The organism is Mesorhizobium sp. Pch-S, assembly GCF_004136315.1.
Classification (GTDB): Bacteria; Pseudomonadota; Alphaproteobacteria; order Rhizobiales; family Rhizobiaceae; genus Mesorhizobium.
In genome coordinates this window covers 4192651-4208536 of sequence record NZ_CP029562.1, presented here as the reverse complement: position 1 = coordinate 4208536, position 15886 = coordinate 4192651, and the positions used below count along the sequence as shown (strand labels likewise).

General features: G+C 64.8%; 13 protein-coding genes and 1 pseudogene. 9 read left to right on the top strand and 5 right to left on the bottom strand.

What is annotated here, in order from left to right:
• Positions 1 to 102: 102 nt before the first annotated feature.
• The 5 genes from C1M53_RS19645 to C1M53_RS19625 are packed head-to-tail and all read right to left on the bottom strand — an operon-like array spanning position 103 to position 5920.
• On the bottom strand, positions 103 to 984 hold the full coding sequence (locus C1M53_RS19645; protein WP_129413762.1) for a branched-chain amino acid ABC transporter permease: 882 nt from the start codon (positions 982 to 984) through the stop codon (positions 103 to 105).
• 2 nt (positions 985 to 986) lie between these two features.
• Positions 987 to 1691, bottom strand: coding sequence for an ABC transporter ATP-binding protein (locus tag C1M53_RS19640; protein WP_129413761.1), 705 nt, complete (start codon positions 1689 to 1691; stop codon positions 987 to 989).
• A gap of 4 nt (positions 1692 to 1695) precedes the next feature.
• Entirely contained in the window at positions 1696 to 2862 is a 1167-nt protein-coding gene (locus C1M53_RS19635) for an ABC transporter substrate-binding protein (RefSeq protein WP_129413760.1), read from the bottom strand.
• Positions 2863 to 2897: 35 nt separating this feature from the next.
• Positions 2898 to 4754 carry a branched-chain amino acid ABC transporter ATP-binding protein/permease gene (locus C1M53_RS19630; protein ID WP_129413759.1) on the bottom strand — a complete coding sequence of 619 codons (1857 nt, stop codon included), beginning with the start codon at positions 4752 to 4754 and terminating at the stop codon, positions 2898 to 2900.
• Complete coding sequence (locus C1M53_RS19625) at positions 4754 to 5920, bottom strand: FAD-binding oxidoreductase (protein ID WP_129413758.1); 1167 nt, start codon at positions 5918 to 5920, stop codon at positions 4754 to 4756. The genes C1M53_RS19630 and C1M53_RS19625 overlap by 1 nt, the downstream gene beginning before the upstream one ends.
• A gap of 143 nt (positions 5921 to 6063) precedes the next feature.
• On the opposite strand from C1M53_RS19625, the gene C1M53_RS19620 reads away from it, so the two are divergent.
• The 9 genes and pseudogenes from C1M53_RS19620 to C1M53_RS19580 all read left to right on the top strand — a co-directional run bounded on the left by C1M53_RS19620 (position 6064) and on the right by C1M53_RS19580 (position 15884).
• A complete protein-coding gene (locus tag C1M53_RS19620) occupies positions 6064 to 6981 on the top strand; it encodes a MurR/RpiR family transcriptional regulator (RefSeq protein ID WP_129413757.1) in 918 nt (305 codons plus the stop codon).
• The gene (locus C1M53_RS19615; protein ID WP_129413756.1) at positions 6978 to 7625 is read left to right on the top strand and encodes an isochorismatase family cysteine hydrolase; all 648 of its coding nucleotides are present in this window, start codon (positions 6978 to 6980) and stop codon (positions 7623 to 7625) included. The genes C1M53_RS19620 and C1M53_RS19615 overlap by 4 nt, the downstream gene beginning before the upstream one ends.
• The gene (locus C1M53_RS19610; protein ID WP_129413755.1) at positions 7622 to 8944 is read left to right on the top strand and encodes a glutamine synthetase family protein; all 1323 of its coding nucleotides are present in this window, start codon (positions 7622 to 7624) and stop codon (positions 8942 to 8944) included. Before C1M53_RS19615 ends, C1M53_RS19610 begins: the two co-directional genes overlap by 4 nt.
• A 2-nt stretch (positions 8945 to 8946) precedes the next feature.
• Entirely contained in the window at positions 8947 to 9711 is a 765-nt protein-coding gene (locus C1M53_RS19605) for an N-formylglutamate amidohydrolase (protein ID WP_129413754.1), read from the top strand.
• The gene (locus tag C1M53_RS19600; RefSeq protein ID WP_129413753.1) at positions 9708 to 11024 is read left to right on the top strand and encodes an aspartate aminotransferase family protein; all 1317 of its coding nucleotides are present in this window, start codon (positions 9708 to 9710) and stop codon (positions 11022 to 11024) included. The genes C1M53_RS19605 and C1M53_RS19600 overlap by 4 nt, the downstream gene beginning before the upstream one ends.
• A gap of 10 nt (positions 11025 to 11034) precedes the next feature.
• Positions 11035 to 11586 carry a pyridoxamine 5'-phosphate oxidase family protein gene (locus tag C1M53_RS19595; protein WP_129413752.1) on the top strand — a complete coding sequence of 184 codons (552 nt, stop codon included), beginning with the start codon at positions 11035 to 11037 and terminating at the stop codon, positions 11584 to 11586.
• The gene (locus tag C1M53_RS19590; protein ID WP_165358191.1) at positions 11586 to 12536 is read left to right on the top strand and encodes a 2Fe-2S iron-sulfur cluster binding domain-containing protein; all 951 of its coding nucleotides are present in this window, start codon (positions 11586 to 11588) and stop codon (positions 12534 to 12536) included. The genes C1M53_RS19595 and C1M53_RS19590 overlap by 1 nt, the downstream gene beginning before the upstream one ends.
• Before the next feature lie 223 nt (positions 12537 to 12759).
• Entirely contained in the window at positions 12760 to 14949 is a 2190-nt protein-coding gene (locus C1M53_RS19585) for an anthranilate synthase (RefSeq protein WP_129413750.1), read from the top strand.
• 6 nt (positions 14950 to 14955) lie between these two features.
• Positions 14956 to 15884 (top strand): annotated as a pseudogene (locus C1M53_RS19580) (cation diffusion facilitator family transporter).
• The last annotated feature ends 2 nt before the right edge of the window (positions 15885 to 15886 follow it).

Sequence of the window (15886 nt, the reverse complement as noted above, 5' to 3'; positions counted from 1 at the left end):
TTTATCTTTGCGCATGCGTCGATGCACAGCCAAGCACCGGGCTGCTCCTGGCAAGCGCCTGGAGCGCGACTGTTGCTGCCGCTGTCGTTCGCCCCGCAGACCTCAGCTTCTCTGCACGCGCACGGCCGGAATGAGACCCTGGGGTCGGATCAGCAGCACCGCGATGACACCCGACAGCACGATCGCGTCACGGTAGGGCGCGATGGCCGCCGGCAACGTCGCCTGCAAGAGGACCTCGGTTACGCCGAGCAGGAAGCCGCCAGCCACTGCGCCCGGCAGGCTGCCCAGTCCGCCGACGACGGCAGCGATGAAGGCCTTGAGCACGGGAGTGAAACCCATCAGCGGATCGACCGAGGCGCGGCTCGCCACCCAAAGCATCGCGGCGAGCCCGGCAAGCAGGCCGGACAAGAGGAATGCCGTCGCGATGATACGGTTGGCGGGAATGCCCATCAGCCGCACGACGTCGAAATCCTCCGCGGCCGCCCGCATCGCCGTACCGGTCACGGTGCGCCGCAGGAAAAACTCCAGGGCGATCAATGCCAGGATGGAGACGACGATCGAAATCGTCGGCCCGACACCGATGGTGAAATCGCCGATCGAGAAGGCGCCGGTCATCCAGCTCGGTATGGCCACGGCCTGCGGGCGCGCCGACACCCCGTTCTGGAAAATGACCTTGAGCAGTCCCGAGACGGCGAAGCTGGTCAGGAGAAGGCTGGTGACACTGGCGCCGCGCATCGGCCGGAAGGCAACACGTTCCATTGCCACCGCGGCGACAGCCGCGCAGATGACGGCGAGGAGCACGGCCGCAGGAAATGGCACGCCGGCAATGAGGGCTGCGAGCAGCGCGTAACCCGTCAGCGTCATCAGTTCGCCATGGGCGAAATTGATGAGCCCGACGATGGAAAAGACGATGGCCAGTCCAAGCGCCAGCAGCGCATAGACGCCGCCGAGGCTCACTGCATTGATGATCTGTTGCGCGATCATGATCAGGCTCCGAGATAGGCTTGGCGCACGAGATCGGAACTGGCGAGTTCAGCGGCCGTGCCTGTCAATGCGACTTCGCCATTGGCGAGCACCGTGGCGCGGTCGGCGATCTCGAGCGCGAGCGCGACGTTCTGCTCGACCAGAAGCACCGTCAGCCCGTTGCTGCGGAGCTGCGCGATAAGGTCGAACACGGTGTCGATGATCTGTGGAGCAAGCCCGAGCGACGGCTCGTCGAGCAGAATGAGCTTTGGCCGTGCCATGAGGGCGCGCGCGATCGCCAGCATCTGCTGCTCGCCGCCGGAGAGGTTTCCACCTTTCACCTGATGATAGCGGCGCAGGATGGGAAACAGCTCAAGCATCTCCTCTTCCCGCGCCTTCGCCTCGGAGGCGGTCTGGTGGACGGCACCGCCGAGGCGCAGATTCTCGGCCACGGTCAGGCTGGCGAAGATGCGCCGCCCCTCCGGCACGAGTGCCACGCCACGACGTGCGATCGCTTCGGCAGGCATGCCGGTGATGTCCTTGCCCTCGAGCAGCACCCTGCCGCCGGCCGCCGGCACCAGCCCGGCGACGGCGCCGAGCGTTGAGCTCTTGCCGGCACCGTTGGCGCCGACGAGCGCGACGATTTCGCCGGCGCCAACCGTGAGGTCGACACGGCGCACCGCCTCGACCTCGCCATATCGGATCCTGAGGGCCTCGACGCTCAGCATGGCGTCACGGCGCCGGAACGTCGGCCGCGGCCGGCACGACGGTTTCGACATATTTGGGCTCGCCGCCTTCGTAGCGCATCAGTACGACCGGTCGCAGCGGCATGCGGTCGGTACCGGCATAGGTGATCTTGCCGGTGATGCCCTCGAAGTCCTTGAGATTGGCGATGGCATCGCGGATCGCCTTCGGATCGTCCGAACCGGCGGTCTTCACTGCCTGGTCGAGGATCAGCCCGATCTCGTAGCCATTGACCTCATAGGTGGATTCCGGCGCATGGCCTGCGTGTTTGGTGAAGGCTGCATTGAAGGCCTCCAGTTTGCTGCCGGCTTCCGGATAGCCGGCCGCGGTGTACACGACACCGTCGACCAGCTTGCCAAGCGCCTTGATGGTCGGGGTTCCGATAGCATCGGCACCATAGACGGGAATGTTGATGCCGGCGCCACGCAATTGCTGGATGAAAGCCGGGAAATCCGGCTCATAGGCAGCCGTCATGATCAGATCGGGCTGCTCGGCCAGGCCCTTGATGTTGGTGATCTCGGCTGAGAAGTCCGGCTGGTTCATGGTGAACGTGCCGCGGCCGACGATCTTGCCGCCCTTCTTCTCGAACACCTTGCCGAAATACTCCGGCAGGTTGGCGACATAGGTCGCGTCGGGCGATGTCAGCAGGAAGACCTTGCGCTTGCCTTCGGCGATGGCGAAATCCGCGACGGCAGTCGCCTGTAGATTGTCGGCTGGATAGGTACCGAACATCACGTCGCCGACCGCCTGGGTAAGCACAGGTGCCGAGCCGCAGAGCGTCAGCGAGGGGATACCGAGCGGCTGGGTGAGCTGGCCCGCGGAGATCGATGGGTCGGCATCGCACGGCGTGATCATGATCTTGGCGCCGGCGTCGATCAGCTCCTGCGTGACGGTGGCCGTCTGCGCAGTGTCGCTGCGCGTGTCCTTGATGATCAGGTTGACCTTGTACTTGCCGGCAAGGCCGCCCTTGGCGTTCAGTTCATCGATCGCCATGCGCAACCCGGCCAGTGCCGGCTGGTCGTAGGGTGCAAGCCCGCCCGTCTGGGCGGTCGCAGCGCCGATGATGATCTCTTCCGCGAAGGCCGGCGCGGCTGTCGTGACGGCGATGGCGGATATGGCTGCAAGCAAGGCTGAACGATTGCGAATATGCCTCATATGAGTTCTCCCATTGGATGTCCGGTTGTTCTTGTTCATTGGACGCCGTTCTCCTTGCGGGCGCGTGCCGTGCGGCTGCCGAGATAGGCGGCCACGACCGCAGGGTTGTTCTGCACTTCCGCCGGCGTGCCGTCGGCGATCACGCGACCGCGATCGACCACGACGATGCGCTCGCACAGGTTCATCACCAGCCGCATGTCGTGTTCGATGAGGATCACACCGATATGCCGTTCGCTGCGCACGGCCGCCAGGATCGACACGAGCTCGGCTGTCTCCACCGCATTCATGCCGGCCGCCGGTTCGTCGAGCAGCAGGAAGCGCGGCTTCAATGCCAGAGCGCGTGCCACTTCCAGCCGGCGGCGTTGTCCATAGGCGAGAGAGGCTGCCGGCCGATCCGCGAAAGCCTCCAGCCCCATGCGCGCCAGTTCATGTCGTGCGGCTGCCTCGGCCGCCGCAAGGCCCGGCTCGACTTCGCGAGCGGCCACGACGACGTTTTCGAGCACCGTCATGCGTGGGAAGACGCGGATGTTCTGGAAGGTGCGGGCGATGCCGGCGCGGGCGAAGCGGAACGCGCTTGCTCGTCGCGATGGCACCCCGACCGAAACGGTGCCGGAGCTCGGCGTGACATCACCCGCGATCATGTTGAGCAGCGTCGTCTTGCCCGCCCCGTTGGGCCCGATGATGCCGGTGATGCTGTCGGGCTGGAAGGTGAGCGTCACGTCATCGACCGCCACCACGCCTGCATAGCGGCGCGACAGGTGTTCGACCGATATCGGGCCGCCTGCTGCGCGGACAGGCACGACATCCGGCGCCGAACTGGCGGGATTTGCCTTCGTGCCGGAGCGCCGCAGCAGGTTGAGTTCGTGGTCGCCGAACAGGCCCGTCGGACGCCGCCAGATGACGAGGATCATGGCCACCGCCAGCACGCCCTGCGTGAGGCCGAACAACACGGGCATCTGCAGGCCGAGCACCATGCCACCGCCTTCGAAACGGCGGACCACCTCGACCACGAGCACCGTGACGACCACACCAGCGAATGCGCCGAGCGAGGACGTCATGCCGCCGACGATCAGCATGGCAAGCATGGTGAAGCCGAAATCGAAATAGAAATCCTTGGGCGAGAAGGCGCCGAGGAATTGCGCCATCATGGCGCCGGCGGCAGCAGCGGCCACGGCACCCATGACCCAAGCGGCCAGCCGCGCCATGCGGTGGTCGACGCCGACAGCGGCGGCACCGCGTTCGTCGTCGGCGGCAGCGCGTGCGGCCAGACCGAAGGAGGTTTCGCGGAACAGTCGCGCAGCCACGATCGCCATGGCCGCGATCGCGACAGCCGTCCACAGCCCAACCTCGCGCGGCACGCCATAGAAGGGCTGGCTGCCTCGCGTGATCTCGCGGCCCGCGACCAGCAATGTGTAGACGATGATGAGCAAGGCAAGCGTGGCGATCGAAGCACTGGACCCTGAAAGCCGCAGCAAAGGCGTTCCGGTGATTAGGCCGACCAGTACGGCCAGAACCACCACCACCGCGAGCGCCGCAAAAAAGGACATTTCGTATCCGGACAGGAACTGCGGCAGGTCGCGCAGGGCGGTGCGCTGCAGGGCGGCGGGCAATGTCAGTATGCCCGTGGCATAGGCGCCAAGTCCGACAAAGGCGGCATGGCCGAAGGAAACGATGCCGGTGTTGCCGGAGAATATCTGGAGGCCCAGCACCGCCGTCAGCATGATCGCCGCATAGGTGACCACACGCTGCATCGCCGCGTTGCCGAAGAGGTAGATCGCCAGGGCTGCAAGCACCAGCGCGGCGATCATCGCCAGCGCATCGACGCCTGCATTGCGGAAAGCCGCCGGCAGGATCGAACGAGACGTGCTCTGCTCCATCGTCATGACCGCCATCACACGGCTCCGAAACGGGTCGGGGAAAACGGCGTCAGAATAGGCTGGGCACCATGCAGTGCCAGCTTGCCAACGGCCTCGCCCACAGCCGGCCCGGTCTTGAAGCCGTGCCCCGACGAACCCGCCGAAACAAGCAACCCTTCGACGCCCGGCATGGCGCCGATCACCGGTAGATCGTCCGGACTCATGTCGTAGAGGCCGGCATAGCCAGGCCTGATCCCGAGCTCCATCATCGCTGGCACGCGGGAGGCGAAGGTCTCGAGAATATCGACCGACTCGGCCTCCTCGACACCCTCCATGTAATTGTCCGGGTCCTCGACCAGCCTCGGGCGGATGGTCTCTTCATGACGCATTCCGGTGCCGCCACCGGCCCATGTGCCGGCGAGGATCACGCCATCATTGTCGGGTCTTGCATAGTTGCGGGAAATGTCATCGCACCAGGCCCAGGGCATGACGTGACGCGCCTTGCCGCTGGCATTCAATACCGCCATCGGATGGCGCTCGACATGCAGCGGCAGGTCGAGCGAGGCCGTTGCGAGCAAGCGGCGCGTCCACGGTCCGGCAGCCAGGATGACCGTGTCGGCTTCGAGCTGGGTTCCGTCGGCGAGCGCGACGCCGCTGATCCGGTCGCCTGCGCGCAGCAGCCCGGCAACGGGAGTGTTCTGCAGGATCCGGGCGCCCCGTGCGCGTGCCGCGCGGGCTATCGCATTGGTGGCGCCGAAGGCGTCGGCGTAACCATATTCCGGCTCCCAGATCGCAAGCGCCACGTCGTCAGAGGCAAAGCCGGGGGCTTCGGCAGCGAATTCGGCTGGCGTCAATGTCTCCATTCGGGCGCCCTCGCCGCGAATGCGCTCGGCGGCCGCTGACCAGCTCACGGTGTTCTCTTCGCCGCAAACCCACATCATGCCGACTTGCGTGACGAAGGATCCCTCCTGCGCGAGTTCCGGAAGAGCAACCAGGATCTCCCGCCCGCGAATGGCAAGCTGCGACAGTTCCGGCATCAGGTAGAAGGCATGCAGGAGCGCGGACGATTTGCCCGAAGGTCCTCCCGCGGGATGCGTCTGCTCGATGAGTGTTACCCGCGCACCTTCGCCGGCCAGGTACATCGCGGCGCTCGATCCTACGATCCCGGCGCCCACGATGATGATGTCATCGCCGTTCTTCATTCGTCGTTCCCCACAGTCTGTCGCTGCTTTACGGCCAGCTAAGACGACATCGGGAGCTATGTCAATATTTCTTCATTGTTGACCGATAATTCTGTTTCTGTAATAAACTCTGCAACGATAAAAAGAGCAGCCAGGGGAGGCAGATGGCGATACGCGATGTTCTGATGCGGCAGGATCTGGCGCTTACTCCTTCCGAGGAGAAGATCGTGCGCCTGCTGCTCACGGACTATCCGGGCGCCGGCCTCGGCAGCGCTTCAAGTCTCGCCCGCCGCGCCGGGGTGAGCGATCCCACCGTGGTACGGCTGGCTGTCAAGCTTGGTTACGAGGGCTATCCGGACTTCCAGGCAAAGCTCCTGGCGGAAGTCGAAGCGAGACTGCATTCGCCGCTGCTGATGATGGAAGCCAAGCGTCCATCCGGTTCGGAAGACAACCCTATCCTAGCCTATCTGGCCTCCGTGGACGAGGCGATGGGAAAGGCAGCGAGCATCACGCCGCTGACCACATATGACCGTACCGCCCGCCTGATCATGGAAGCCAAGGGCGATATCGTGCTGGTCGGCGGGCGCTTCAGCCGTCACGTGGCGGGCATGTTCGCCGGATACCTGCTGCAGTTTCGGGCAAACGTTCGCGACATCGGGGTCCTTTCCAGCCAATCCCTGGACATCCTCGCCGACCTTGGTCGCAAGGATGTGCTCGTCGTTTTCGACTATCGCCGCTACCAGCTCGATGTCGTCTCCTTCGCCCGTCAGGCAGCCGCGCGCGATGTGCGCGTCGTGCTGTTCACCGACCAGTGGTTGTCGCCGGTCGCGGAATTCGCGGAGACGACCATCGTCAGCCCGCTCGAGGTCGCCTCTCCCTATGATACGCTGGCGCCAGCCATCGCTCAGATGGAAGCGCTCACCGCCCATATCCTCTCGACCCTGGGAGACGAGGGCCGCGCCCGCATTGAGCGGCTGGAGGAAGTGCGGCATGCCAATGCCGTCACCCTCGACGAACCGTCGCAGGATGGCGCCAGGACAACCCCCGGACCGAAATCACCAAGGCAGGACCGCAAGCAATGACCCAATCCCTCCCCAGGCGCGACGAACCGTTTCGTCGCGGCGAAACCGCGCTCCTGCTCGTCGACATGCAGCGGATATGGCTGGAGCCGGGTGCCGACCCCGACCATCCGGAGCTTGGGCCGGATCACTACTTCTATCGCCAGACGGCGACCGAGACGATCCCCAACCAGGAGCGGCTGCTGAGAGCTGCGCGTGCCAACGGCGTCGAGGTGCTGCACACCATCATCCAGAGCCTGACCGAGGACGGCCGCGACCGTTCGCTCGATCACAAGCTCACGCCCATCCATATCCCGCCGAGCCTGCCGGAAGGGCTGCCGATTGCGCCGCTCGCCCCTGTTGGCGACGAGATCATGCTGCCCAAGACCTCTTCAGGCATCTTCAACTCGACCAATGTCGACTACCTGCTGAAGAACCTCGGCATCCGCTACCTCATCGTGGTCGGTGTCCTCACCGACCAATGCGTGGACATGACCGTGCGCGATGCCGCCGATCGTGGCTATCTCGTCACCTGCGTGTCCGACGCCTGCGCCACCCGCACGCAGGAACGCCATGACATCGCGCTCAAGGCATTCGGCGGCTATTGCTGGGTCACCGATACCGACACCGCCGTGGCTCGCATCGAAGCGATGGGGAAGGCCGCATGACGACGCCTGTCGAATCCCTCGTCGCCGTCGTCACGACGGATCTCGCGGCGATCACGCGTGGTCGCTCGGTAGCCGAAAGCCGCCTGGAAAAGGTCGCCGCCACCGGTGTCGGCTGGCTGCAGGCCAATCTGTCGCTGACGCCATTCAACTCCATTGTCGTCCCCAATCCCTGGGGCTCGTCGGGCGACCTGCGCCTCATTCCCGATCTCAAGGCGCGCTTCCGCACAGCGCTGACCGGCTCGGCCACGCCGTTCGACATGGTGGCCGGCAACATCGTCGAACTCGACGGCACGCCGTGGCTCGGTTGCACCCGCACCATGCTGATCGATGCGCTCGCCGAGCTGAAGGCCGTGACCGGCCTCAGCCTCACGGGTGCCTTCGAGCAGGAATTCCAGATTTCAGGCGCCGATTTCGCCCCTGCCCATTCGCTGTCTTTCGCCGCGCTGCGGCGGGCCGATCCGTTCGCGCCGACGCTGATGGCGGCACTGGAGGAAGCCGGCGTCGCACCGGAGGTCATCATCGCCGAATTCGGTGATGAACAATTCGAGGTCACGCACGCCCCGGCCGACGCACTCACTGCGGCCGACCGCGCCGTGGCGATCCGCGAGATCACGCGTGAACTTGCCCGCAACAATGGCTGGCACGCGACCTTCGCGCCGAAATCGGTGCCGGACGGTGTCGGCAACGGCGTGCATATCCACTTCAGCTTCACCGACGCCGCCGGCAAGCCGGTGACCTATGACGCCGGCAAGCCGGGCGGCCTGTCGGATATTGCCGGTGCCTTCTGCGCCGGTGTCCTGAAACACCTGCCGGCGATCACCGCGTTGACGGCGTCGAGCGTGCCTTCTTTCTACAGGCTGAAGCCGCACAGCTGGAGTTCGTCCTACACCTGGCTGGCCGACCGCGACCGCGAAGCCTCGCTGCGCATCTGCCCGACGGTGACGATTGGCGGACGCGATCCCTCGCGCCAGTACAACATCGAATATCGCGCCGCCGATGCGACCGCCAATCCATATCTGTCCATGGCCGCCATCGTGCGCGCCGGGCTGGAAGGCATCAAGGCGGGCCTCGCCACGCCACCGCTGGTGACCGGTGATCCGGAGCAGATGACCGAGGCGGAAAAGGCGAAGCTTGGCCTGAAGCGGTTGCCGGAAAACCTTCCGGCAGCATTGGATGCCCTGCTCGCCGACGAAACAGTCACCGGCTGGTTCTCACCACTCTTCGTGGAGACCTTTGTCGGGGTCAAACGCCATGAAGCCGAGCGTCTCGCCGGTCTCGACCCCGTCGGCGTGTGTGATCTGTACCGAAAGCTTTACTGATTATGGATGCCGAACCCGAACACGACTGGCCACAGGCCGTCGAGGTGCTCAACGCGGACGGCCGCTCCGGCATCGTGCTTCTGTGCGAGCACGCGTCCAACCATATGCCAGCCCGCTACCACGGCCTGGGCCTGGACGCGCCGCATCTGCAGCGCCACATCGCGTGGGACATCGGCGCGGCGGAGGTGACGCGCCGTCTCTCGGAACGGCTCGACGCTCCTGCCTTCCTCAGCAACTATTCGCGTCTGCTGATCGACCTCAACCGGCCGCTCGGTTCGGAAGGCAGCATCCCGGTGCGCTCCGAGGACACCGACATTCCCGGCAATGCCGGTGTAGACGACGTCGAGCGGGAACGGCGCGCAGCCGTCATGTTCAAGCCGTTTCACGACCTGGTCGCACGCCATCTCGATAGCCGCCAGGCCGCCGGGTGGCCGACGCGCATCGTGACGATCCATTCCTTTACCCCGGTTTTCCTGGGGGAGAGACGCCCATGGCACGCCGGCGTGCTTTACGACCGCGCAGCCCATCTGGGTGAGGCTATTCTCGACGGCCTGCGTGTCGACCCATCGCTCAACGTCGCGCCCAATGTTCCATACGTGATCAGCGAGGATGCCGACTACGCCGTTCCGATCCATGGCGATCGGCGTGGCATCGAGGCGGCACTGGTCGAGATCCGCCAGGATCTGCTCTCCGACAAGGCCGGCATCGAGGAATGGGCCGCAAGAATGGCTGCAGCACTTGCGCACGTCCAGGAGGCTCTGGGATGAGCAACCTCGGCCTGCGCGAGCGCGATGCACGGGCAATTGCGGAAATCGGGCGGCTGCGTTTCTCGCCGCTTTCGCTCATCGGCGGCCGTGGCAACCGGCTGATCGAGGAAGGTGGCCGCGAAGTGCTCGACCTGTCGGGCTCAGCTGGCCCAGCGCTGCTTGGCTATGGTCATCCCGCCATCGTCGAGGCGGTGGAGAAATCCATTCGCAACATGGCGGGCGCCAGCCTGCTGCTCTATCCGAATGAACCGGCCGTCTCCCTGGCCGAGAAGCTGCTGGCGATCACGCCGGGGGACGGCGAGCGCCGGGTCTGGTTCGGCCACTCCGGATCCGATGCCAACGACTGCGCGTTGCGCGTCCTGGCAGCCGCCACCGGCAGGCCGCGCTTCATCTCCTTCATCGGCTCCTACCACGGCAATCTCTCGGGCTCGATGGGCATCAGCGGCCACACCGCCATGACCCACACGCTGCCGAGGCCCGGCGTGTTGCTGCTGCCCTATCCCGACCCTTACCGGCCACGCTTCAGCGCCGAAGCCGTACTGGCCATGCTCGACTACCAGTTCGAGACCACCTGCCCGCCCGAACAGGTCGCCGCCGTCTTCATCGAGCCGCTGATGTCCGACGGCGGCCTGATCGTGCCACCGCCCGGCTTCCTGAAGGCACTGCAGGAGCGCTGCCGCCGGCATGGCATCAGGATCGTCGTCGACGAGGTCAAGGTCGGCCTGGCTCGCAGCGGCCTCCTGCATTGCTTCGAGCACGAGGGCCTGACACCCGACATGGTGGTGTTCGGCAAGGCGCTGGGTGGCGGCCTGCCATTGTCGGCGGTGATCGGACCGAAAGAGATCATGGATCACGCGCCGGCTTTCGCCCTGCTGACCACCGCCGGCAACCCGGTTGCGACGGCAGCTGGCGGCGCGGTGCTCAAGGCGATCGAGGACGAGCAACTGGTGGAACGCTCCGGCCGCGTCGGCAAGATCTTCGCCGACGGCCTGCGCGCGCTGGCCGACCGGCACGAGATCATCGGCGAAGTCCGCGGTCGCGGCCTCGCCGTCGGTGTCGACCTTGTCGTCGATCGCGACTCACGCGAACCGGTGCATGCGACCACCACGGCCAAGATCATCTATCGCTGCTACGAATTGGGCGCGGCCCTGACCTATGTCGGCCTGAAGGCCAACGTATTGGAATTCATGCCGCCGCTGACGCTGACGGAGGACGAAGCCGCCGAAGGCGTTGCCATCGTCGACCAGGCAATCACCGACGTCATCGCCGGCAAGGTCGCCGATGCCGACGTCGCTTCCTTCATGATGTGGTGAGGAGAGAGCCATGGGACTGGGTTGGCGTACCATCCCCGATGACATGCGGGCCTTCATCGAAGCGCAGAAGCTGTTCTTCGTTGCGACCGCGCCGCAGGACGGCCGCGTGAATCTGTCACCTAAAGGGCTCGACACGCTGCGGGTGCTGGATGAGCGAACCGTGACCTATCTCGACCTGACCGGTTCGGGTAACGAGACCGCCGCCCACGTCACCGAGAACGGACGCATGACGATGATGTTCTGCGCCTTTTCCGGCAAGGCCATGACCCTGCGCCTCTATGGCAAGGCCGACCTGATCCGGCCGGACCATCCGGAATGGCCAACCCTGCGTGCGCCCTATCCTGACCTTCCCGGCGTGCGCCAGCTCTTCCGGCTCCATGTCGAGAGCGTGGCGACCTCCTGCGGCTGGAGCATTCCTGTCGTCAGCGACATGCAGGAGCGCGACGAGCTGGTGAGATGGGCCGGAGGCCAGAGCGAGGACCAGATCGAAGCCTATCGTCTCGCCAACAACGTCGTCAGCATCGACGGCCTTTCAACCGGCTACGTGTCCGACGATTTCTGATGGAAAACCAGGATCACATCCACCTCACCTTTTCCGATGGCGAGGTGATGCATTTCGCGCCGGTCGACGGCCAGTCCATCCTCGTTTCGGCCGAGAAGGCCGGCAACGTGCTGGCCAGCAATTGCCGCGAAGGCACATGCCGAACCTGCATGGCGCGCGACGCCAATGGCGGCGAAGTGCTTCTGTGCATCACCCCGGCGCAACCCGGCATGGCCTTGACCCTGCCCTACCAGCGCACCGACGTGACGCCCCCTTCCCTGCGCCGCGCCAGGATCAACACGTTTTCACGGGCATCGCGCTCGGTCTGGGAAATCCGCTACCGGCTCCAGTTCCCCTTGCCCTTCCTGCCCGGCCAGTATGTCGAGGTGATTTTTCCCGGCATGGCCAGCCCGCGCCGCTTTTCGATGGCGAACCCGCCCTCGGGCAAGGAACAGGTGCTGCATGTGCGAGACCTGCCCGGCGGCGCCATGTCCACCTATCTCAACGAGAGGGCCAGGCCCGAGGATGCCTTCACGGTGCGCGGCCCGTTCGGCGTCTTCTACCTGCGCGCGACCGCACGGCCGAAGCTGTTTGTCGCCGGCGGTACCGGCCTGGCACCGATCGTCTCGATGCTGTCAAGCATCGACCCCGCCACCACACCGCCGCTGGCCGTGATCGCCGGTTTCGCCGACGCCGAAGATGCCTATGCGCTCGAAACCCTGCGCAAGCTCGCCGAAACGCTGCCTTTGGAAGTAGCGCTGGCTGCCGACAAGGCCACGGATGCGTGGGAAGGCTTCGTCGGCAATCCGATCGCGGCGCTGGATGCGGTCCGCACCATCCCGCTCGACAGCGGAACCGAGGCCTATCTGTGCGGACCGCCCGGAATGGTCAACGCGGCACGCAGCGCGCTTCTGGCGCGCAACCTTGAGGCTTCGTCCATCTTCAACGAGGAGTTCGTTCACTCGGCGTGAACACCCTCCACGCAAATCCGGTTGCATGAGCCCCCATTCGCCGCTAAGGAATTCGCCATGAACATGCTTTCGATCAAGACCATTTGGTGGTGGGCCAGCTAGCAGCGGCCTGTCGAAAACGCGTGTGCGTGAAAGACCAGAATGGCCGCAGGAGAAGTCCGGCGGCCTTTTCGTTTTCCAGAAATGCCTCCAGACCTCGCCGCGGCGGAACAGGGAGATGGCAATGACGGTGGAAATCCTGGAAAACGGCGCGGAGCGGTTCGTAACCGCCGGCGGCATCGCGATCACGCGACAGCGGCACGACACACCCTATCAGGGCGCGATCGAATCCTATCTCGATGGCCTGAATGCGCGGCGCGGCGCGGTCTTCTCGTCCAACTACGAATATCCCGGCCGCTACACACGCTGGGACACCGCCATCATCGATCCGCCGCTGGTCATCTCATCGCGCGGCCGCGCGATGAAGATCGAAGCGCTGAACGCGCGTGGCGAAGTACTGCTGCCCACGATCAACAGCGTTTTGGCCGGTCTTGCGGAAATCACCGTCAGCGAGAGCACCAGGGCGCTGACCAGGCTGGAGATTGCGAAACCCGGCCGGGTCTTCACCGAAGAAGAGCGCAGCCGGATGCCTTCGGTCTTCACCGTGCTGCGCGCCATCACCGGCCTGTTCAAGAGCCCCGAAGACAGCAATCTCGGCCTCTATGGCGCCTTCGGCTACGACCTTGCCTTCCAGTTCGACCCCGTCGAGTTGAAGCTCGAGCGCAAGGAAAGCCAGCGCGACCTCGTACTGTTCCTGCCCGACGAGATCCTGGTCGTCGACCACTATTCCGCCAAGGCCTGGACCGACCGCTACGACTATGCCGGCAACGGCTTTTCGACCGAGGGCCTGCCGCGCGAGCCGGTGGCCGAACCCTTCAGACCGGCCGACCGCATCCCGCCGCGCGGCGATCATGAGCCCGGCGAATATGCCAAGCTGGTGCGTCGGGCGATGGACAGCTTCAAGCGCGGTGATCTGTTCGAGGTCGTGCCTGGCCAGATGTTCTACGAGCGCTGCGAAACGGCTCCTTCGGAAATCTCGCGCCGCCTCAAGACCATCAACCCTTCGCCCTATTCCTTCTTCATCAATCTCGGCGAAGGCGAGTATCTGATCGGTGCATCGCCGGAGATGTTCGTGCGCGTCAATGGCCGCCGCGTCGAGACCTGCCCGATTTCCGGCACCATCAAGCGCGGCGACGACGCCATTTCGGACTCGGAGCAGATCCTCAAGCTGCTCAACTCCAAGAAGGACGAGTCCGAGCTCACCATGTGCTCGGATGTCGACCGCAACGACAAGTCCAGGGTCTGCGAGCCCGGCTCGGTGCGTGTCATCGGCCGTCGTCAGATCGAGATGTATTCGCGCCTGATCCACACGGTCGACCACATCGAAGGCCGCCTGCGTGAGGGCATGGACGCTTTCGACGCCTTCCTGTCCCACGCCTGGGCGGTGACCGTCACCGGTGCCCCGAAACTCTGGGCCATGCGGTTCATCGAGCAGAATGAGAAGAGCCCCCGCGCATGGTATGGCGGTGCCATCGGCATGGTGCATTTCAACGGCGACATGAACACCGGCTTGACGCTGCGCACCATCCGCATCAAGGACGGCATCGCCGAAGTGCGAGCCGGCGCCACGCTGCTGTTCGATTCCATCCCCGAGGAAGAAGAAGCAGAAACCGAACTGAAGGCCTCCGCCATGCTCTCCGCCATCCGCGACGCCAAGGCCGGCAATTCCGCCGGTGTCGAACGCGCCACCGCCCGCGTCGGCGAAGGTGTCCGTATCCTGCTCGTCGACCACGAGGACAGTTTCGTCCACACGCTGGCGAACTACTTCCGCCAGACCGGCGCCGATGTGTCCACCGTGCGCACGCCGGTGCCGGAAGAAGTGTTCGACAGCTTCAAGCCGGATCTCGTCGTGCTCTCGCCCGGCCCCGGCACACCAAAGGATTTCGACTGCGCCGCCACCATCAAGAAAGCGCGGAAACGCGAACTGCCGATCTTCGGCGTCTGTCTCGGCCTGCAGGCGCTGGCCGAAGCTTATGGCGGCGAGCTGCGGCAGCTCGCCATCCCCATGCACGGTAAGCCATCGCGCATCCGCGTCTCGAAACCCGGCGTCGTCTTCTCCGGGCTGCCCAAGGAAGTGACGGTCGGCCGCTATCATTCCATCTTTGCCGACCCGGTTCGCCTGCCCGATGATTTCATCGTCACGGCGGAGACCGAGGATGGCGTCATCATGGCCTTCGAACACAAGAAGGAGCCGATTGCAGCCGTGCAATTCCATCCCGAATCGATCATGACCCTCGGTCACAACGCCGGCATGCGCATGATCGAGAATGTCGTCGCGCATCTGCCGCGCAAGGCAAAGGAAAAGGCTGCCTAGACGGAAATGACAGCAGTTACGGCCAAGGACGCATCCAAGCAGAAAGTCGCCACGCTCGCCTTCTGGTCGATCGTGGTGGCCTTCGTCGTGCTCGGCCTCAAGCTGCTCGCCTGGCTGATCACCGGCTCTGTCGCGCTCTATTCGGATGCACTGGAATCGATCGTCAACGTGATCGCCTCGGCTGCCGCCTTCTGGGCGATCCGCATCAGCCACAAGCCCGCCGACCAGGACCACCCCTTCGGCCATCACAAGGCGGAGTACCTCTCCGCCGTTCTGGAGGGTGTGCTGATCGTGGTCGCCGCCATGCTGATCCTCAACGAGGTCTGGCGCACCTGGCAGAATCCGGCCCCGCTCGAACAGCCGTGGATGGGTCTGGCCGTCAACGGCCTCGCGACCTTGCTCAACGCCGTCTGGGCCTGGATGCTGATCAGCAGCGCCGTTCCGCGCGCTCCCCAGCCCTTGTCGCCGACGGCAAGCATATCCTGACCGACGTCGTCACCTCGGTCGGCGTCTTCGTGGGTCTGGTCGGGGCAGTCTACACCGGCTGGCGCTTCCTCGACCCCGCGCTGGCCGTCATCGTTGCGCTGAACATCCTGTGGCAGGGCTGGCATGTCATCGGTTCGTCGATGAGCGGGCTGATGGACCGCGCCGTCGAGATGGACGAGCACATGCGCATCCGCGACATAATCTCTGCCAATTCAAAGGGCGCGCAGGAAGTCCACGACCTGAGGACCCGTATTGCCGGCCGCGCCACCTTCATCGAATTTCACATGGTGGTCGATGCGGATATGTCGGTCGGCGACAGCCATGTCATCTGCGACCGCATCGAGGATGCGTTGAAGGCCGAGATCCCGTCCGTGCGTGTCACCATCCACGTCGAGCCGGACAACGAAGCCAAGTTGCCGAAGGGAACGGTTGCGGTCCCCTTCGCCTGAAG